Here is a 20,391-nt window from a genome sequence, read left to right as displayed (position 1 = left end):
TAAGAAATCTACACACAACATATAGTTGTTTTACTATAACATTAAGTTAAAATAGGGAGTTTAATGAATAAAGTATTATCTCAGGCTATCAAGAAAGCTGTCTCTGAATTTAAACCAAGAGTTGAAATCAATAATAAAACTAAAGGTCCTGATTTATTCACTTTAAATAATAATACTGAACTATTTCAAAATTCAAAAGGCATAACAATTAAAATTGACCGAAGTAGAGACAACAACCTAACAGATTTTGGTAGGGCAACTCTAACTGACAGATATCTTGGTGAGAATGAATCCTTCCAAGACTTGTTTGCTAGAGTAGCTAGTCATTACGCAGATGATAATCTACATGCACAAAGATTATATAATTATATAAGTAACCTATGGTTTATGCCAGCAACACCAGTTTTATCAAATGGTGGCACTACAAGAGGTTTGCCAATATCTTGTTTTTTAAACGAAGCAAATGATAGCTTACAAGGAATTCTTGGACTTTGGAGCGAAAATGTTTGGTTAGCAGCAAGAGGTGGTGGTATAGGAAGTTATTGGGGCAACTTAAGATCTATAGGTGAAAAAATTGGTAGAGTAGGCAAAACATCAGGAATTATTCCATTCATAAAAGTTATGGACTCTCTTACAATGGCAATAAGTCAAGGGTCATTAAGAAGAGGTTCTGCTGCATGTTATTTACCAATCGATCACCCTGAGATCGAAGAATTTATTGAGATGAGAAGACCGACTGGTGGAGACCCGAATAGAAAATCTCTTAATTTGCATCACGGCGTACTTGTATCAGATGCATTTATGAGAGCTGTTGAGCTTGACGAGCAATGGGCACTCAAAAGTCCAAAAGATGGAGCGGTTCAGCAAACTGTATCTGCCAGAAATTTATGGATAAGGTTATTGACCGCAAGAATAGAAACTGGTGAACCATATATTATTTATATAGATACTGTGAATAGACAAATACCTCAGCATCATAAATTAGCTGGATTAACCGTTAAAACATCTAATTTGTGTAGCGAAATAACTTTACCAACAGGAATAGATAAAGAAGGTAGAGACCGAACAGCAGTTTGTTGTTTGTCATCTTTAAATGTCGAAAAGTACGATGAATGGAAAGATGACGAAAAATTTTTAGACGATGTAATGAGATTTTTAGATAATGTTTTGACTGACTTTATTAAAAATGCACCAGAGGAATTCAGTGATGCAGTTTACTCTGCAACAAAAGAGAGAAGTGTTGGACTTGGTGTAATGGGTCTTCATTCATATTTTCAAAAAAAGATGATTCCATTGGAATCGGTAATGAGTAAAGTTTGGAACAAAAAAATATTCGAAAATATACAAAATAAAGTGGATAAATCTTCAAAAGATTTAGCTGAGGAAAGAGGTCCATGTCCAGACGCTGAAGAATATGGCTTTAAAGAAAGATTTTCAAATAAAACAGCAATTGCTCCAACAGCATCAATATCAATTATATGTGGAGGAACATCTCCAGGTGTCGAGCCTATAGCAGCAAATAGTTATACTCATAAAACTCTTTCTGGATCTTTTAATGTTAGAAACAAATACTTAAAAAAAATATTAGAAAAACATGGCAAAGATAATGACGAAATTTGGTCAAGTATTACAACAAATCAAGGTTCAGTTTCACATCTTGATTTTTTAACTAAAGAGGAGAAAGATGTATTTAAAACAGCTTTCGAATTAGATCAAAGGTGGCTTGTAGACTTGAGTGCGGATAGAACCCCACATATATCTCAAGCGCAATCTATTAACTTATTTTTACCTGCTGATGTCCATAAAAAAGACTTACATCAAATTCATTTCCAGGCGTGGAAAAAGGGTCTTAAAAGTCTTTACTATTGCAGGTCAAAATCAATCCAAAGAGCTGAAAATGTCAATGATGCAAAATCAACTGACATTACAGCTAACGTTTACAAATCAAAAAACCAACAACAATCAGAGGAAAACAAATACGAGGAGTGTTTATCATGTCAGTAGTGAAAAAAGAGGAAAGCGAAAAAATTATTCAACCAAAAAAAATGGGATTATTAGTTGAAAACCCTGTTTATAAGCCATTTAGATATCCATGGTGTTATGATGCATGGTTAACTCAACAAAGAATTCACTGGTTACCAGAGGAAGTACCATTAGGGGACGATGTCAGAGATTGGCAAAAGAATTTATCTCAGCCAGAGAAAAACCTGGTAACTCAAATTTTCAGATTTTTTACCCAGGCAGACGTCGAAGTAAATAATTGTTATCTTAGACACTATACTACGGTTTTTAAACCTACTGAAGTTTTAATGATGATGACTGCATTTGCGTCTATGGAAACCGTTCATGTTGCAGCTTACTCACATTTATTAGATACAATTGGTATGCCGGAATCTGAATATTCAGCTTTCATGAAATATAAAGAAATGAAAGACAAATATGATTATATGCAAGGTTTTAATGTTAATTCAAAAGAGGACATTGCTAAAACGGTAGCAGTTTTTAGTGCTTTTACTGAAGGTCTGCAATTATTTGCAAGTTTTGCAATTTTATTAAACTTTCCAAGACACAATAAACTTAAAGGTATGGGTCAGATTGTAACTTGGTCAGTTAGAGATGAAACTCTTCATTGCAATTCAATGATAAGAATATTTAAAGAGTTCATCAAAGAAAACCCAGAAATTTGGACACCAAAACTTAAAAAAGAAATTTATGATGCATGTAGAACAATAGTTGAGCATGAGGATGCATTTATAGATTTAGCTTTTGAAATGGGTCCAATGGAAGGATTAACAGCTCAAGAGGTTAAAGATTACATCAGATTTATTGGAAACAGAAGATTGGTTCAATTAGGTTTAGAACCAATTTATGATGTAGAGAAAAACCCGTTAACTTGGTTAGACACCATGTTAAATGCTGTTGAACATATGAACTTCTTTGAAGGAAGAGCTACAGAGTATTCAAAAGCCTCGACACAAGGAAGCTGGGTTGAAGCTTTTTCTTAATTTGAAATATAAAAAATATTTTAGAAAAACTAGCTTAAAACAAAAAAATATTGGGGATCTTTTTTTGGATATTATCCAGAAGAAGAACCCAAAAACTTTCCTTGAGATAGGAATATTTCACGGTGTTACTGCAAGGAACGTATGTGAATTAATGTTTAAAAACCATGGGGATAATTTTAATTATATTGGTATAGATATTTTTGATGACAGTGACAATTACAAAAATGAGGTTGTTCCATCTAAAACTTTTAACAATCCAATTAAAACATTTTATTTTAAATATATAAAGAGACAAAATCCATATAGTATAATTGCAGTTGAAGATCTTTTGTCAAAGTTTAAAAAAAATATAAAGATTATTCAGGGTGATACTAATCAAATATTACATGAAGTTAGTTTAAAAAATATAGACTTTATTTTTATTGATGGTGGACATGATTACAAAACAGTAAAAAATGATCTAGAGCAAAGCTTTAAAATAATTAGTAAAAAAGGAACTATCCTGTGTGATGATTGGAATTTGAGTCAGGCTTTGGGCGTGAGGGAAGCAATAAAAGATTTTTCAAAAGAGCAAAATGTTAATTTTGAAATTGTTCACGAGAGATTTGCTCAATTTAATTTATAATAATTATCTTTGGTTTAACGGTACAACTTTACGATAGGAGCTACCTTTATAGCTTGCAAGTGGTCTTATTAACTTGTTTGCAGCATGTTGTTCAAGAATATGCGCTGACCAGCCAGTAATTCTAGATATGACAAAAATAGGTGTGAAAAAGTCTGTATCGAATCCCATTAAATGATAAGTAGGTCCTGTGGGGTAGTCTACATTTGGATAGATATTTTTTCTATCAATCATAACTTTTTCTACAATGTCATATATTTTTTCAAATTTTCTGTCTTTTTTAACTTTTGCAACTTTTGCGAAATACTCCCTCATCGTGGGTACCCTGGAGTCTCCACTCTTGTAAACTCTATGACCAAACCCCATCACAACAGCTTTCTTATCTAAAGCGTTATTAATCCATTTAAGTGCGTTTTCAGGTTTCTTAATTTTGTTCATCATGTGCATGACCTCTTCATTTGCACCCCCATGCAATGGCCCCTTTAAACTAGCTATAGCACCTGTAATTGCACCATGAATATCTGATAAACTACTTGTGATAGTTCTAGCTGTAAAAGTTGACACGTTAAAACTATGCTCAGCATACAAAATTAAAGATACATCAAACGCTTTTACTATCTCTTTGTTTGGAACTTTTCCAAAACACATGTAAAAGAAATTTTCTGAAAATGATAGATTGCTTTTCGGGCTTATTATTTTTTTACCTTTTCTAAGTCTATAAAACGCTGCTAAAGCAGTTGGAGTTTTTGCAAAAATTCTCATGACTTTTCTCATATTGGCTTTAGGTGAATTATCTTTAGTTTCTTTATCCTCAAGACCCATAATACTCACTGCTGTTCTTGCTACATCCATAGGATGGGATTTTTTTGGAAAATTTTTAATACTATCAAGAAGAGATTTAGATAATTTTCTCTCTTTTCTTTCGATTTTTTCAAAGTTTTTTAGCTGTTTACTATCTGGCAGTTCACCATTTAGAATTAAATATGCTACTTCCTCAAATTTACATTTTGCACATAAATCTTGAGCAGCATAACCTCGGTATGTAAGAGAATTAATTTCTGGCATTACTTTAGAAACTTCTGTTTCATCAACAACAATTCCTAATAAACCTTTTTTAATATCTTCTGTCATTATTTGTGTCCGTCTGTATTAAAATTATAAATTTTTTTATCTAGTGAATTATATTTTTTATAATCAACTAAATCGTACAATCTACTTCTAGTTTGCATTTTATCAATAACGTTTTTTTGATGTCCATCCTTAAAAATGACCTTTAGACCTTCTTCGACACTTTTCATGGCTAGTCTTTGTGTAGTAACTGGATAAATCACGATGTTATAGCCTAAATTTTCTAATTCTTTATAGTTTATTAAGTCTGATTTTCCAAACTCAGTCATATTGGCGAGTAAATATGAATTGAGATTTTTTCTAACTTTTTCAAATTCTTTTTTATCTTTTAATGCCTCAGGAAATATTATTTCTGCCCCAGCATCAATATAGGCTTTACATCTTTCAATCATTTTATCTATACCTTCAACACCCTTTGCATCTGATCTTGCGATAATTTTAAAATTCTTATCTTTTTTTGCTTTAACACATTCTTTAATTTTATTTACCATTTTTTTTGTAGAAATAAGTTCTTTATTATCAAGATGACCACATCTTTTTCTCTCTACCTGATCTTCAATATGAACAGCCGCTACCCCAAATTTTTCAAAAGTGTTTATAGTTTTTTTACACGATTTAAAACCTGTATCAATGTCAACAATTGTAGGTAAGTTAGTAACTCTTGCTATTTGTTTTGACCTATTACTAACATCATCTAATGTAGTCAGTCCAATATCTGGATACCCAAGGTCGTTAGACATAACCCCACCAGATACATAAACAGCATCATAACCTATTTCTTCAATTACTTTAGCGGTCAAAGGATTATACGCTCCTGGAACTCTTAATATTTTTCCGCTTTTCAATTTTTTTACAAAATCTTTTCTTTTTTCCTTAATTTTTTTTTTTACAAAGTGCATTAAAAAATTCCAATTTTATTATTTTTTTTAATATTTTTTTTATTAATTACAATGTTTAATTTATTTAATTGATTAGATTTTAATTTTTTTAAATTTTGAACATCTTTTAAAAATCTGTCAGATTCTTTTTTAGCAATTACTCCTTTAGTTAAAGTTAAGAATTTTTTAATATAGTTTGGTCTTTTAAACGGTCTTGATCCGTAAGGGTGAGCATCAGCCACGCCTTGCTCTTCTATTATTTTTTTATTATTTTTTAACGTAATAATAACTTTAGCACCAAACGCCTTATTTTTTGGGTTAGGATCATGGTATCGTTTAGTCCATTTCTTGTCTTCATGAGTTTTTATAGATCTCCATATTTTTAGAGTACTTTTTCTTTTAGCTCGTGCTTTGCTGTAAGACTTTACATGATGCCAATTAGCGTCTTCTAAAGCAACAGCAAAAATATACATTATAGAGTGATCTAAAGTTTCTCTGCTTGCATTTGGATCCATCTTTTGAGGATCATTAGCCCCAGTTCCTATAACATTATGAGTATGATGACTTGTGTGTATGTCTATTTTTTTAATGTCATTAAGATTTTTAATTCTTCGGTTTAGTTTTTTTGCAAGATCAATCAATGCCTGCGCCTGATACTCTGCGGAATATTCTTTAGTGTAAGTTTCTAAAATTGCTCTCTTTTCTTCCTTTTTTTTTGGTAAAGGAATTTTATATACAGCTTTTTTTCCATCTAAAATTCTTGCAACAACACTATCTTCACCTTCATATATTGGGCTTGGAGCTCCTTCTCCTCTCATGGCTCGATCTACTGCTTCAATACCGAGTTTACCTGCATGAGCAGGGGCGAAAGCTTTCCAACTTGATATTTCACCTTTTCTAGATTGTCGAGTTGATATAGTTGTATGCAGCGCCTGCTGTATCGCTTGGTAAATAGTTTCTGTGTTTAATCTAAGCATTGTCCCTAGACCTGCTGCTACACTTGGACCTAAATGAGCAATGTGATCTACTTTATGTTTATGCAAACATATTCCTTTAACAAGATTAACTTGTACTTCATATGCTGTAATAATACCCTTTATTAAATTTAAACCTGAAATTTTCTTTTGCTGTGCGACTGCGATCAAGGCAGGTATATTATCACCTGGGTGACTATAATCTGCAGCCAGAAAAGTATCATGAAAATCTAATTCTCTTACAGCAGTTCCATTTGACCACGCCGCCCATTCACAATCAAATTTTTCATTGGAATTTATTCCGAATATAGTAGCACCATTTTTTCTTGGATGTTTCATAGCCATTTCTCTTGAAGCAATAACTGCCTTTCTATTCAAAGAGGCAATAGCTACTGATGCATTGTCTATTATTCTATTAATTACCATTTCAACAGAATCCTTATTAAGTTTTGCATTATCACTAGCTAACTCAGCTAATTTCCATGCTAATTGTTTTTTTTTAGAGAGTTTAACTTTAGATGGATAAACTTTTAACTTATGTATTATCATTTAAATAATTCGAAACAATTTTTTCAATACCAACAAAATCTTTTATTAAGTGTTTATGAGGTATTTGGTTTATATTTTTATCAGTGTAACCATCTTCAACCAAAATAAAAGGAATATCAGCAGAGCTTGCTGCCATACTATCAACTTCACTATCTCCTATCATTAATGATTTTTTAATATTTCCTTGCAATATATCGATTATATTTGTTATGTGCCTCGGATCTGGCTTACAGTAATCAAAAGTATTACTCCCTGCAACATAGTCAAAATAATCATAAACATTAATTTTTTTTAAAAGATCTATAGCCAGATGTTCTTGTTTATTTGTACAAACAGCTAATGAAATGTTATTTTTTTTACTCCATTTTAAAAAATCCAAAACACCGTTTAATAGTTTACTTTCAACCACTATATTTTTTCCATAATAGTCAATAAATTCTTTGACCATCTCATCTTTAATTTTTTGATCAGTTATTTTGCTAAATTCTTTTTTAGCACTACCCCAAATTGATCTTCCAATAAGCACACCGGCACCTTTGCCGACTAAATTTCTTATCTCTTCAGTAGTCTTTGACTCATATCCAAATTTTTTCATTACGTAGTTATGTGCCATCATCAGGTCTGGAGCTGTATCAACTAAAGTGCCATCTAAATCTAACAAAACTATATAATTTTGACTCATTCTAAAAGTATTATTAAGAAATAATTTGTGAATTAATTAACATAGATACTTAACTATAAGAAAAAATCAATGAAACAAATAAATTTACAAAAAAAAATTAGAAATAAATTTATTAAACAGGGTGTTAAAATGATAGACCCAAATACAGTTTATTTTTCTAAAGATACTAAAATTGGAAAAAATGTGACGATTGAGCCTTTCGTTGTAATTGGCTCAAAAGTAAAAATCAAAAATAACGTAAAAATATTATCTTTTTCTCATATTGAAGGTGTCGTAATTAATGAAAACGTATCTGTTGGTCCATTTTGTAGGTTGAGACCTGGAACAATTTTAGAAAAGAATTCAAAAGTAGGAAATTTTGTAGAAGTTAAAAAAAGTAAAATTATGAAAAATTCAAAAGTTAGTCATTTAAGTTACATTGGTGATACAATTATTGGAAACTCAGCAAATATTGGTGCTGGAACAATTACATGTAACTATGATGGAATTAGAAAAAGTAAAACTTTAATTGGGGATAATTCATTTGTTGGTTCAAATTCATGTCTAGTTGCACCAGTTAAAATAGGACGAAACTCTACTATTGGTGCAGGATCTGTAATTACTCAAAATGTTAAAGACGGAAATTTGGCTTTAACCAGATCAGCTCAATTACAATCTAAGTATAAAAGAAGAAAATAAATTATGTGCGGTATTATAGGAATTAATAGTAATAAAGAAGTCACATCAACTATTTTAAACTCACTCAGAAAATTAGAATATAGAGGATATGACTCAGCTGGTATTGCAACATTAAATAGCGGATATATTCAAGAAGTAAAGTGTGAGGGAAGAGTAGACAATCTTGAAAAAAATATTATTAAAAATAAATTGCTAGGAAATTTAGGAATAGGTCATGTTAGATGGGCTACTCATGGTATACCTAGCACTTTAAATGCTCACCCTCACTCATCAGACAACGTTTCAGTAGTTCATAACGGCATTATAGAAAACTCAACTCTATTAAAAAAATTTTTAGTTAAAAAGGGACATAAATTTAAATCTCAAACAGACACAGAGGTGATTGTACATTTAATTACAGAATATTTAAAAAAAAATAATTTAATAGACACATTAACAAAAGTTTTAAAAAAACTTCATGGTAGTTTTGCATTAGGAATAATTTTTAAAGATGAACCAGACTTAATTGTTGGTGCAAGAAGAGGCTCACCCCTAGCAGTTGGTTATGGTCCAGGTGAAAATTACCTAGGTTCAGATTCTTATGCATTAAAATCTATGACTAATAAAATTACCTACTTAGATGATGGTGAATTTTGTATTATCAAAAAAACAGAAGTAAGCTTCTTTAACGAACAAGGAAAAAAAATAAATAAGAAGATCCTTTCATTAACAACTGATGAACAAAATTATAATAAAGGTGATTACAAACACTTTATGGCTAAAGAGATTGACGAACAGCCACTAACAATTAAAAATTGCATAAATGAATATATTGATAAAAAAAATAATGAAATAAGTATTTTTAATTTTCCCTGGAAAATAAAAGATATATCATCAATTACATTAGTAGGTTGTGGGACTGCTTATCATTCTTGTTTAATTGCAAAATATTGGTTTGAACAACTTACCTCTTTTGATGTTCATATAGATATTGCATCAGAATTTCGTTACAGAAAAAATAGATTTAAAAAAGAGACTTTGTACGTCTTTGTTTCTCAATCTGGAGAAACAGCTGATACTTATGCAGCTTTAGATTTATGTAATAAAAATAATGTGAAAACATGTTCTGTTGTAAATGTAGTAGAAAGCTCAATTGCAAGAGACTCAAAATTTGTTTTACCGATACATTGTGGTCCAGAAATTGGTGTTGCCTCAACAAAAGCTTTTTTAGGACAAATGTTAGTACTTTATTTATTATGTCTTAAAATGGGTAAACTTAATGATGATATTAAGAAAAAAGATTATATTTCAAAAATCAAAAGCTTATTAAATTTATCAAAAAATATAGAGCTTTCTTTAAAATCTGAAAACGATATTCAAACCATATCAAATAGTTTTACAAATATAAAAGGTTCTATGTTTTTAGGTAGAGGTTACTCATATCCAATAGCACTTGAAGGCGCACTTAAATTAAAAGAATTATCCTATATTCATGCAGAAGGTTATCCAGCTGGTGAAATGAAACATGGTCCTTTAGCATTAATAGAAGATGGTATGCCAGTTGTAGTTATTGCTCCAAGAGATGAATATTACAAAAAAACAATGTCCAATATGCAAGAGGTTATAGCAAGAGGTGCTAAAGTTTTATTAATAACAAACAAAAGCACTGATGAGATATTCTCAGAAAATATTTGGCAAAAAATTGAAGTTGAGAATACAGAAGATGATTTGTTGCCTTTTTTAATAACAATTCCACTTCAAAAATTAGCTTACTATACTGCTCTAAAAAAAGGTTACGACATTGATAAACCCAGAAACCTAGCAAAATCAGTAACTGTAGAGTAATTTTTTTTATATTATCTATTCTAATTTGACATAATTTGGATATATATTCATCTTAAGGTTGAAATATGAAAAATTGGAAAGTTAATTCTTGGAGAAAATATCCAGTTAAGCACATTCCATCTTACGATGATGAGAAAGAACTTAACATGGTGTTGAATAAATTAAAGTCATCACCACCATTAGTTTTTGCTGGAGAGACCAGACATTTAAAAGATCAACTTGCTGAAGTTGTAGATGGTAAGGCATTTTTACTTCAAGGAGGAGACTGTGCAGAAAGTTTTGCAGAATTTCATCCTGATAATATAAGAGATACTTTTAAAGTTATTTTGCAAATGTCACTTGTTTTAACATATTCAGCATCTTTGCCAGTTGTTAAGCTTGGTAGAATTGCGGGCCAATTCTCTAAACCAAGAAGTGCACCAACTGAAAAACAAGGTGGAAAAGAATTACCTAGCTATTTAGGAGACAATATAAATTCAATTGAATTTAATGAGAAGGCTAGAAGACCAGATCCAAAGAGATTGTTCAGAGCTTATTCACAATCCGCAGCGACATTAAATTTATTGAGAGCTTTTTCGCACGGAGGTTTTGCAGATTTAAAAAAAGTCCACTTATGGAATTTAGGTTATATTAAAAATAGTCCTCAAGTTAAAAAATTTAAAGAATTAGAAGACAAAATTGCTGATGCTCTTGGATTTATGGCTGCTTGTGGAATAACACCAGAATTTAATAGAAGACTATACACAGTTAATTTTTGGACTTCACATGAAGCTCTTCACTTACCTTATGAAGAAAGTATGACAAGAACTGACTCAACAACAGGTGAATATCATAATACTTCAGCTCACTTTGTTTGGATTGGAGATAGAACTAGACAATTAGATGGTGGCCATGTTGAATTCTGCAGAGGGATTGAAAATCCAATCGGTATTAAATGTGGACCAACTTCAAAAGCTGATGAAATTGCTAAAATATGTGAAGCTATAAATCCAAAAAATGAAAAAGGAAAAATTACCCTTATATCGAGATATGGGCATGATAAAGTTGAAAAGTTTTTGCCGAAATTAATAAGAGGAATAAAAAAAGAGGGATTAAATGTTGTGTGGTCATGCGATCCGATGCACGGCAATACTTTAGTCTCAACAACTGGTTTTAAAACAAGACCATTTAATAATGTTGTTAAAGAGGTAAAAAATGTTTTTGAGGTTCACCAAAGTGAAGGATCTTATGCTGGTGGACTTCATATAGAAATGACAGGTCAAAATGTGACAGAATGTACCGGCGGTGCTAAAAATATATCTGATCAAGATTTATCAAGCAGATATCATACTCATTGTGACCCAAGATTAAACGCAGACCAAGCTTTGGAATTAGCTTTTTTAATTTCTGATGAGATTAAAAAGAATTCCAATTATGCAAGAAATGCAATTAAAGCGGCATCTTAGTCATTTAAATATTTAATTTTTACACTATATTTAAATCATGGACACATCTAAAAAAGCGATTTTTATAAAAAATTGGATTTTAAGTTACGTAAATTCAATGCCAAAAAAGGCTGAGTCATTGGTAATTGGTATATCTGGAGGTATAGATTCATCTGTATCAAGCACATTAAGTGCAATGACAGGCCTAAAAACTATAGTTTTATCTATGCCAATAAAGCAAAAAGATACTCAACATGATTTAAGTCTAAGACATCAAGAATGGTTAAAAACAAATTTCAAAAATGTGCAGGGTCACACTTTAGAGCTAGATAGTTTATTTAAAACTTTTGAAAACACCTTAGGTAAATTTGATAGTATACATGGAATGGCCAATTCTAGAGCTAGATTGAGAATGACGACACTCTATCAAGTTGCTGCTGCAAATAATGGAATCGTTGTTGGAACAGGAAACAAAGTTGAGGATTTTGGTGTAGGTTTTTATACTAAATATGGTGATGGTGGTGTTGATATTTCTCCAATAGCTGACTGCAATAAGACAGAAGTTTGGGAACTTGGAAGAGAACTAAAAATTCTTGACGATATAATTAATGCTGCACCAACTGATGGATTATGGGATGATGGTAGAACAGATGAGGGTCAACTTGGGTTATCTTATAAAGAGATAGAGGAGGCCATGGACAACGAAAATTCAAAAAATAGAGATAAATACATTCAAATAAGAAAAACAAATTTGCATAAAATGGAGCCAATTCCAGTATGCAAGATTCCTAATTAATCAATTAGATTCACAAATCTAAATTAAAAGTATATTCCTTATACAATGAACAAAGATATATATTTAAGCAATACACTTGCTGGAAAAAAAGAAATATTTAAACCAATTAATGAGAAAAAAATTGGAATGTATGTATGTGGACCAACTGTATATGATGATCCACACATTGGAAACGCAAGACCACTAGTAATTTTTGACATATTGTTTAAAGTTTTAAAGTGTAAGTATGGCAAATCATCAGTTACTTACGTAAGAAATATTACAGATATCGATGATAAAATTATAGAAAGTTCAAAACAAAAAAAAATATCAATAAATAAACTTTCTGAAAATATTACTAAAAGTTTTAATCAAGATTGTGAGTATCTTAAATGTGAAAAACCCTCTTTTGAACCGAAAGCAACTGAAAATATTTCATTAATGATTGATATGATAAATACTCTTTTAAAAAAAGGAAATGCATATGAAAATAATTCTAATGTTTATTTTGATGTTTCGACATTTAAGGATTACGGTAAATTATCAAATAAAAATATTGATGAGTTATTAGCGGGTGCCAGAGTAGAAGTTTCTAAAAATAAAAAAAATCCTGAGGATTTTGTTTTATGGAAACCATCTAATGATGATGAACCAGGTTGGAATTCTCCTTGGGGTAGAGGTAGGCCTGGCTGGCACCTAGAGTGTTCGGCAATGTCAAAAAAATTTTTAGGTGATACTTTTGATATACATGGGGGCGGAAGAGATCTAATTTTTCCCCACCATGAAAATGAAATTGCACAGTCAAGATGTGCTAATGGAAATAAATCATTTTCTAATTATTGGGTACACAATGGATTTATCACAATTTCAAATGAAAAGATGGCAAAATCGCAAGGTAATGTTTTTAAAATAAAAGACTTTCATTCTAAATATAATGGACAAGTTTTAAGGCTAGCATTGATCTCAACTCATTATAAACAACCACTAGATTGGAATGATAATTTACTTATACAGTCTCAAAAAACTTTAGATAAGTGGTATGAGTGTTATAAGTCACCAAACGGAAAAGTATTAATAAATGAAAAAGATTTGAGTCCTCTATATGATGATCTAAATACACCTGGATACATAAGCAATATTCACAAACTTTATGATAAGGCAGCAAAAGGCTCTGACAATGATAAAGAAATATTTACAACAGCTTGTAACTTTATAGGTCTTCTTATTGAGCCTAAGTCAAAATGGCTTGAATTTAAAAAAAGCAATTTGAATATTTCGGAAAAAGAAATTTTACAAAAAATTAAAGAGAGGAACATAGCAAGAGATAATAAAAATTACGAATTAGCTGACAAAATAAGAAATGAACTTTTAGACAAAGGTGTTTTAATTGAAGATAAAGATGATAAAACAACCTGGAAATTAAAATGAGTAAAGAAAGACTTTATATATTTGATACGACATTAAGAGATGGTGCACAAACTCAAGGTGTCCATTTTTCTATTGATGAGAAAACAAAAATAGCTCATGCGTTAGATAATTTAGGTGTTGATTATATTGAGGGTGGCTGGCCAGGTGCTAATCCATCTGATACTGAATTTTTTCAAAAAGGTTTAGATCTTAAAAATTCTACTTTTACAGCTTTTGGAATGACCAAGAAAGCAGGTAGGAGTGCTGAAAATGATCCTGGATTGTCTGCAATACTTAATTCAAATACAAATGCAGTCTGTGTAGTAGGAAAGTCATGGGATTTCCATGTTGATGTGGCATTAGGAATTTCAAACGAAGAAAACTTAGAAAACATAAAAGAAACTACAAAACATTTTGTTAAAAATAATAAAGAGTTTATGTTTGATGCTGAACATTTTTTTGATGGTTATAAAGCTAATCCAAAGTATGCATTAGCATGTGTTAAAGCTGCTTATGACAATGGAGCTAAATGGATTGTGCTTTGTGACACAAATGGAGGAACACTTCCTCATGAGGTAACTAAAATAGTCAAAGAAGTATCAGAACATATACCTGGCGAAAACTTAGGAATACACGCGCATAATGATACGGGTAATGCAGTAGCAAACTCAATTGCAGCTGTATTATCTGGAGCAAGACAAATTCAAGGAACAATAAATGGTTTAGGTGAAAGATGTGGTAACGCAAACTTAATGTCAATTATACCAACATTTCATCTTAAAAAAGAATTATCAGATAAATTTGAAATAAACATTAAAGAAAAAAATATAAAACATATAACTCAATGTTCTAGATTGCTTGATGAGATATTAAATAGAAAGCCAAACAAACATTTACCTTATGTTGGAGCTGCAGCATTTTCTCATAAAGGTGGTTTACACGTGTCAGCAGTTCAAAAGAATCCCAAAACTTATGAACATATAAATCCAGATGATGTAGGTAATAATAGAAATATTGTCGTCTCAGATCAGTCAGGTAAATCCAATATACTATCAAGACTAAAAACTATTGGAATTGAGATTGAGGAAAATGATCCAAAAATAAAAAAATTACTTGAGGAAGTAAAAGATAGAGAGTTTATAGGCTACAGCTATGATGGTGCTGATGCATCTTTTGAGTTATTAGCTCGAAGAGTTATGGGCGAAATACCAAGATATATTTCTATTAAAGAATACGATGTATCAGTATCAAAAAACAAGCAAGAACAAATTATTTCTAAAGCAAAAGCAAAACTAGAAGTTGATGGTGAGCAAATTATTTGTGAAGGTGAGGGCAATGGACCTGTTCACGCACTTGATAATGCCATAAGAAAAAATGTAACAAAATTAGAAAAATATTCCAAATATTTAAAAGATCTTAAACTTGTTGATTATAAGGTTAGAATTCTAAATACAGGTACAGAAGCTACTACTAGAGTATCGATTGAGAGCACTGACTCCCAAGGAAAGAATTGGTTCACTATAGGTGTCTCACCAAACATAATTGATGCATCTTTTAAAGCTTTAATCGATAGTCTTGATTTTAAATTGTTCAAAGACAAAGCTCCCGCAAGCAAATAGATGAAAATTAAAAAGTTTTCTGAGAAACCTACAGATATTAAAAGTAGAGTAGGTGCTAAGCCTGTTGTTTGTTATCCAAATGATAAAATAAACAACAATCTTAAAATATTACATGAAGCGAGAAAACACCTTAAACAAATTGATGAAGTTATAGTACCACCAAGAGATGCTAAAACATTTAATGTTAAATCAGGTAATTTTTTTAGGATAGAAAGCGTTGAAGGCCCGCAGGTTGGTGATCTAAATATATTTAATGCTGAAAATTTAGATGAAAAATTTTATTCTGGCAAAACTAGAGCTTTATATGGAACCCATATTTCAGTAGGTGATAAAATGTTTAGTAGCTTTCCTTATCTTAGGTCTTTAGCTACAATAACATGGGATACTTTAGACTGGTATGGTTATGATAAAGATGGAGGTTCAGTCCATGATGTTATTGGCACAAGATGTGATCCTTACACATCTAAGCTAATTTCAGATAAAGATTACCATTACTGTTGTCACTCAAATTTAACTAGAGCTTTGGTAAAAGAAAAAAATATCAAATTAGATGAAGCTGAAAAGATAGTTCATGATGTATTGAATGTTTTTATGCTCACTGGTTTTACTAATGATACAAAACAATATTTTATGAAATCAAGCCCAGTAAGACCTGGAGATTATTTGGAGTTTTTTGCAGAAACAAATTTATTAGGCGCTCTATCTGCATGCCCAGGTGGAGATTGTGGTTCAGAACATTCATCTGATGTTGCTAAATGCTATCCTTTAAAAGTATCTATTTGGGATGTTGATAAAAAATATTTAGACGGGATAAGTTTTTCAAAAACATCTAGTTATAATAGAAATCACGGAATTAAATAACTTATGGCTAAAGGCAATGTTACGTTTATTTTACATAAGCCTCAGCTTTCAGAAAACATAGGCGCATGCGCAAGAGGCATAAAAAATTTTGGTTTTAATAAACTTGTATTAATAGACCCTAAGCCTTTATTTCCTAATGACAAAATAATAGCCACATCAGTTGGAGCAAAAGATATTATTAAAAAAAGTAAAGTATATGAAAATCTTGAAAACGTAATTGGTCGGATTGATATTTTGATTGCAACAACTGCAAGAATTAGAAATAAGAATATTAAACATATAGAATTAAAAGATTTAAAAAAAATAAATTTCAAAAAAAAAGTTGGATTTTTGTTTGGCTCAGAGGCATCTGGTTTATCAAATAATGAAATAACCTATACAAATTATACTCTAAGTATTTCTACTGATAAAAATTTTAAATCATTAAATTTATCTCATAGCCTTATAATTATAGCTCAATACATTTCAAATCTATTATCTAAAGAGAAATTTAAACCAAAAAAAACCAAAAAGTTTAAAGCAGCTTCTAAAAAAGAAATTTTAGCAATGACTAATCTTTGTATAAAACATCTCAATCAAATAAATTTTTTTAAACAAAAAGAAAAGAAACCTATAATGCTTGAAAATTTAAGAAATATTTTTTACAAGATGGAATTATCTGATAAAGAAACTCGTATTTTATCAAGTGTATTTGCAAGTTTAGGAAAAAAACGCTGATTGACAAAATTTTATGTATCTTTATAAGACCCAATAATTAATGACGAAAAGATTAAAATCTAAACATAAAGTTGATAGAAGATTAAAAGTCAACCTTTGGGGAAGACCCAAAAGTCCATTCAACAAAAGAGCTTATCCTCCTGGACAGCATGGCCAGACCAAAAATTCTAAACCATCAGATTATGGTATTCAACTTCAGGCAAAACAAAAACTAAAATCTTATTACGGAAATTTAAACGAGAGACAATTTAGAAATGTGTATAGAAAAGCTATTATGAAGAAAGGTGATACTGCTGAAAACTTAATAGGTTTATTAGAGAGAAGATTAGACTCAGTTGTTTACAGAGCTAAATTTTCAACAACAATTTTTTCATCAAGACAATTTATCAATCATGGTCACGTAAGAGTTAATGGTAAGAAAGTTAATATATCAAGCTACCAGTTAAGAGATGAGGACACTGTAGAAATAAGAGATAAATCTAAACAATTAGCTATAATAGATATAGCATTAGCAAGTAAAGAGAGAGAAACGCCCGAATATCTACAAGTTGATGAGAAAAATAGAAAAATTAAATTTGTTAGAACGCCAAAATTCGAAGAAGTTCCTTATCCAGTAGTCATGGAACCTAACTTAGTTATTGAATATTACTCTAGATAAAATTATTTTTTTTAATATAAAATATTGGTTAATAATTTAAGTATTTAGTTTATATTTGAATTAAATGAAATTATTTTCAAATATATATTTAAAATTTTTTTGTAATTATAAAAATAATTTTACAATTTTATTTTTAGTTTCTTTTCTAGGTTATAAAAATTATGCTTTTTCAGCTGATTATTCATTGAGTTTTGATGGATCAACAAATTATGTAGACTTTCCTTTTGACGCGTCAATGAACCCAACAGGTGATTTTTCAGTTAATGTTTGGGTAAAAACAGGAGCTTCAAGTGATTATCAGTCAGCAGTGACATCTCGAACAGACACGATTAATGGCGATGAAGGAGGTGGCTTCATGGTTTATATAGCAGCTGATGAAGAATGGTCTTTTTGGGCAGGTGATGGAGCTGATGATGATACCTGGGCACAAGTGAATTCCACCACAGACATAAATATTGGAACCTGGCAAATGCAGACCGTAACATTTCAAGAGTCTACGAACGTAATGAAACTTTATGTTGATGGTGTTATGATAGCAAATGGAAATAATGCCAGAGTTCCAATTGTTGAAAACACAAATCAAAGATTGTACATAGGTGCTGGTAGAACTAACAAATATCCTCATATTCCAAATAATGCTGACAATAAAGTAAAATATCATTTTAACGGAAAAATAGACGAGGTGGGTATATGGAGTTCAACACTCTCTGACGCTGAAATAGTACAATTATATAATGGGGGAGAAACTTTATATGCAGGCGAGAATTATGGTGATTATGCCTCCTCAGGATCTTTAAGTGAATATTGGTCAATGGATGATGAGGTAAATGGGGAAAATAATGGAACAGGATCATCCACATTATTTGGAGAGATAAATAACAATGACGGAACGCTTATTAATAGCCCTAGTTGGGATAATAGTGATTTTCCAGGAACTGCCCCAACATTAAGTTCATCTTCACCAAGTGATAATGAAACAGATGTAGATTGTTCCACAAATATAGTCTTAAATTTCAGTGAAATTATTAAAATTGGAAGTGGAAATATTACTTTAAAAAAAGCTAGTGACGATAGTGTTGTGCAAACTTTTAATGTGGAAACTGATGCAACTTTAACAAGTAATACTCAAATAACTTTGAATCCATCATCTGATTTAGAGATAAATTCAGATTATTACGTTCAGATAGATGCAACTGCAATCATAGATATTTCAAGAAATAATTATGCCGGGATACCAAGTACTGATAAAACTACTTATAATTTTTCAACTGGAACCACAAGATCAAATCCATTAAATAATAAAGATGTAGTAGGATTGATCGAAGCTCAAACTAGTGCACCTAAAAAAATACTTTCGCATGTAATCAGCCCAATTTTCAATAGACTTAATTGGATTAGAGGTTATAGCTTGGAAGAAGATTTAAAACCTCAAAGTATTAACCTAAATTTTGTTGACCCTAAACTAAAAAAACTTTCAGAAGTACTTTTTCAATCAATCAATTATAACAAACCTCAAAAAAATATAAACGAAAATTGGTTATTTTGGAGTGAGGGTAGTGTAAGTGTTGGAGGAGTTGGTAGCACTAAAAATTCATCAAGAAAGGATATTTCTTCAAATGCAATAACATTAGGATTTGATAAAAAAACTGATGAAAAAACCGTACAAGGTTACACTATTACTTACACCGATGAGGATGTAGATGTGAGTAATAAGGGCACATCTACAGATATTGATGCATACAGTTTTTCAACTTATAGAACACTCAACATTGGAAAAAATAAATATTTAGAGGGAATTTTAGGGTTAAGTATGCTCGATTTCAAAAATATAAGAAAAGATGGCAACAATACTTTAAATGGTGATAGAGATGGAAATCAAGTTTTTGGGTCTTTGCACTATATAAATACTTTTAAAAAAGATAATAGAGACATATCCCCAAACTTTAAACTAGATATTAGCTATACAACTTTAGATGATTATAGTGAAAAAGGAATTAATGCCCTTCAGTACGACAAACAAACTGTTGAGACTCTAGGTATATCGGGAGGTTTTATTGTAAGTAATGAAATTTTGAAAAAGGATTTCATTTTAAGACCGTCCATGGCTTTAGACTTTGGCTATGATCTTAGCCCAAGTTCCGATGTTTCTTTAAACTATGTGTCAGACTCCAACACAAAATATACTAAATCTATTGATCAAGAGGACGATGAGAGTATTAAAGGTAAAATTGGTTTTGATATATTAAATGAAACGGGTCTTTCAATGATGTTTTTTTATGAGAGATTCCAAACTGAAAATAGTCATAGTGATACTTTATATTTTTTAACTGGATATGTTACTCATAGAAATGAAGAGTTTGTTTTAGAGCTGGAAAATGAAACTGCAAGGATTAATTTTAATCAAGATATAAACGGTTTTGATGTAAAATTAAGTTCAAACTATAATTTACTTAGCGAAATAGATGACTATGGCGCAACAATAGAATTGGCAAAAAAGTTTTAAGTCTTTTTAAACTGAACACCAATATTTGAAGAAGTCCCATATCCAGTAGTTATGGAACCTAACTTAGTTATTGAATATTACTCTAGA

The 20,391-nt window shown here is 30.7% G+C and carries 17 protein-coding genes and 1 pseudogene; 14 read left to right on the top strand and 4 right to left on the bottom strand.

Features of this window, described 5'->3' with window-relative positions; genetic code table 11:
* Positions 1–63: 63 nt before the first annotated feature.
* From AMN80_RS03840 to AMN80_RS03830, 3 genes are read left to right on the top strand one after another with little or no spacing between them, the layout of a single operon-like run.
* Positions 64–2,004 (top strand): ribonucleoside-diphosphate reductase subunit alpha, encoded by a 1,941-nt coding sequence (locus AMN80_RS03840; protein ID WP_075520657.1) that lies wholly within the window; start codon positions 64–66, stop codon positions 2,002–2,004.
* Positions 1,995–3,005 carry a ribonucleotide-diphosphate reductase subunit beta gene (locus tag AMN80_RS03835; protein WP_075520656.1) on the top strand — a complete coding sequence of 337 codons (1,011 nt, stop codon included), beginning with the start codon at positions 1,995–1,997 and terminating at the stop codon, positions 3,003–3,005. The genes AMN80_RS03840 and AMN80_RS03835 overlap by 10 nt, the downstream gene beginning before the upstream one ends.
* A gap of 1 nt (position 3,006) precedes the next feature.
* Positions 3,007–3,630: a class I SAM-dependent methyltransferase gene (locus AMN80_RS03830; RefSeq protein WP_075520750.1), complete on the top strand. Its 624-nt coding sequence runs from the start codon at positions 3,007–3,009 to the stop codon at positions 3,628–3,630.
* Positions 3,631–3,633: 3 nt separating this feature from the next.
* Here AMN80_RS03830 and AMN80_RS03825 read toward each other — a convergent pair whose 3' ends face one another.
* Genes AMN80_RS03825 through AMN80_RS03810 form a run of 4 tightly spaced genes read right to left on the bottom strand, consistent with a single transcriptional unit; the run spans position 3,634 to position 7,838 of the window.
* On the bottom strand, positions 3,634–4,758 hold the full coding sequence (locus AMN80_RS03825; RefSeq protein WP_075520655.1) for a bifunctional 2-methylcitrate synthase/citrate synthase: 1,125 nt from the start codon (positions 4,756–4,758) through the stop codon (positions 3,634–3,636).
* Positions 4,758–5,654, bottom strand: coding sequence for a methylisocitrate lyase (gene prpB / locus AMN80_RS03820; protein WP_075520654.1), 897 nt, complete (start codon positions 5,652–5,654; stop codon positions 4,758–4,760). Before prpB ends, AMN80_RS03825 begins: the two co-directional genes overlap by 1 nt.
* Positions 5,654–7,156, bottom strand: a complete 1,503-nt coding sequence (locus AMN80_RS03815) for an MmgE/PrpD family protein (protein ID WP_075520653.1) — start codon at positions 7,154–7,156, stop codon at positions 5,654–5,656. Before AMN80_RS03815 ends, prpB begins: the two co-directional genes overlap by 1 nt.
* Positions 7,143–7,838, bottom strand: a complete 696-nt coding sequence (locus AMN80_RS03810; protein ID WP_075520652.1) for an HAD family hydrolase — start codon at positions 7,836–7,838, stop codon at positions 7,143–7,145. Before AMN80_RS03810 ends, AMN80_RS03815 begins: the two co-directional genes overlap by 14 nt.
* A gap of 69 nt (positions 7,839–7,907) precedes the next feature.
* On the opposite strand from AMN80_RS03810, the gene AMN80_RS03805 reads away from it, so the two are divergent.
* The 11 genes and pseudogenes from AMN80_RS03805 to AMN80_RS05480 form a co-directional block, all read left to right on the top strand.
* Positions 7,908–8,516 (top strand): DapH/DapD/GlmU-related protein, encoded by a 609-nt coding sequence (locus tag AMN80_RS03805; protein WP_075520651.1) that lies wholly within the window; start codon positions 7,908–7,910, stop codon positions 8,514–8,516.
* Positions 8,517–8,519: 3 nt separating this feature from the next.
* The gene (gene glmS / locus AMN80_RS03800; protein WP_075520650.1) at positions 8,520–10,340 is read left to right on the top strand and encodes a glutamine--fructose-6-phosphate transaminase (isomerizing); all 1,821 of its coding nucleotides are present in this window, start codon (positions 8,520–8,522) and stop codon (positions 10,338–10,340) included.
* Positions 10,341–10,405: 65 nt separating this feature from the next.
* Positions 10,406–11,785, top strand: coding sequence for a class II 3-deoxy-7-phosphoheptulonate synthase (locus AMN80_RS03795; RefSeq protein WP_075520649.1), 1,380 nt, complete (start codon positions 10,406–10,408; stop codon positions 11,783–11,785).
* A gap of 37 nt (positions 11,786–11,822) precedes the next feature.
* Positions 11,823–12,560 (top strand): NAD(+) synthase, encoded by a 738-nt coding sequence (nadE, locus tag AMN80_RS03790; RefSeq protein ID WP_075520648.1) that lies wholly within the window; start codon positions 11,823–11,825, stop codon positions 12,558–12,560.
* 45 nt (positions 12,561–12,605) lie between these two features.
* Positions 12,606–13,967: a cysteine--tRNA ligase gene (cysS, locus tag AMN80_RS03785; protein ID WP_075520647.1), complete on the top strand. Its 1,362-nt coding sequence runs from the start codon at positions 12,606–12,608 to the stop codon at positions 13,965–13,967.
* Positions 13,964–15,565, top strand: coding sequence for a citramalate synthase (gene cimA / locus AMN80_RS03780; protein ID WP_075520646.1), 1,602 nt, complete (start codon positions 13,964–13,966; stop codon positions 15,563–15,565). Before cysS ends, cimA begins: the two co-directional genes overlap by 4 nt.
* Positions 15,566–16,426 carry an urea carboxylase-associated family protein gene (locus AMN80_RS03775; protein WP_075520645.1) on the top strand — a complete coding sequence of 287 codons (861 nt, stop codon included), beginning with the start codon at positions 15,566–15,568 and terminating at the stop codon, positions 16,424–16,426.
* A gap of 3 nt (positions 16,427–16,429) precedes the next feature.
* The gene (locus tag AMN80_RS03770; RefSeq protein WP_075520644.1) at positions 16,430–17,143 is read left to right on the top strand and encodes an RNA methyltransferase; all 714 of its coding nucleotides are present in this window, start codon (positions 16,430–16,432) and stop codon (positions 17,141–17,143) included.
* Between the two features lie 40 nt (positions 17,144–17,183).
* Positions 17,184–17,801, top strand: coding sequence for a 30S ribosomal protein S4 (rpsD, locus tag AMN80_RS03765; protein WP_075520643.1), 618 nt, complete (start codon positions 17,184–17,186; stop codon positions 17,799–17,801).
* A 64-nt stretch (positions 17,802–17,865) separates the two neighbouring features.
* On the top strand, positions 17,866–20,304 hold the full coding sequence (locus tag AMN80_RS03760) for an autotransporter domain-containing protein (RefSeq protein WP_075520642.1): 2,439 nt from the start codon (positions 17,866–17,868) through the stop codon (positions 20,302–20,304).
* A gap of 15 nt (positions 20,305–20,319) precedes the next feature.
* Positions 20,320–20,391 (top strand): annotated as a pseudogene (locus AMN80_RS05480) (30S ribosomal protein S4); the annotation flags it as partial.

It is taken from the genome of Candidatus Pelagibacter communis, from assembly GCF_001179985.1.
Lineage (GTDB): Bacteria > Pseudomonadota > Alphaproteobacteria > Pelagibacterales > Pelagibacteraceae > Pelagibacter > Pelagibacter ubique_J.
The sequence above is the reverse complement of the archived record's forward strand: the minus strand, read 5'-3'. Positions and strand labels throughout refer to the sequence as shown.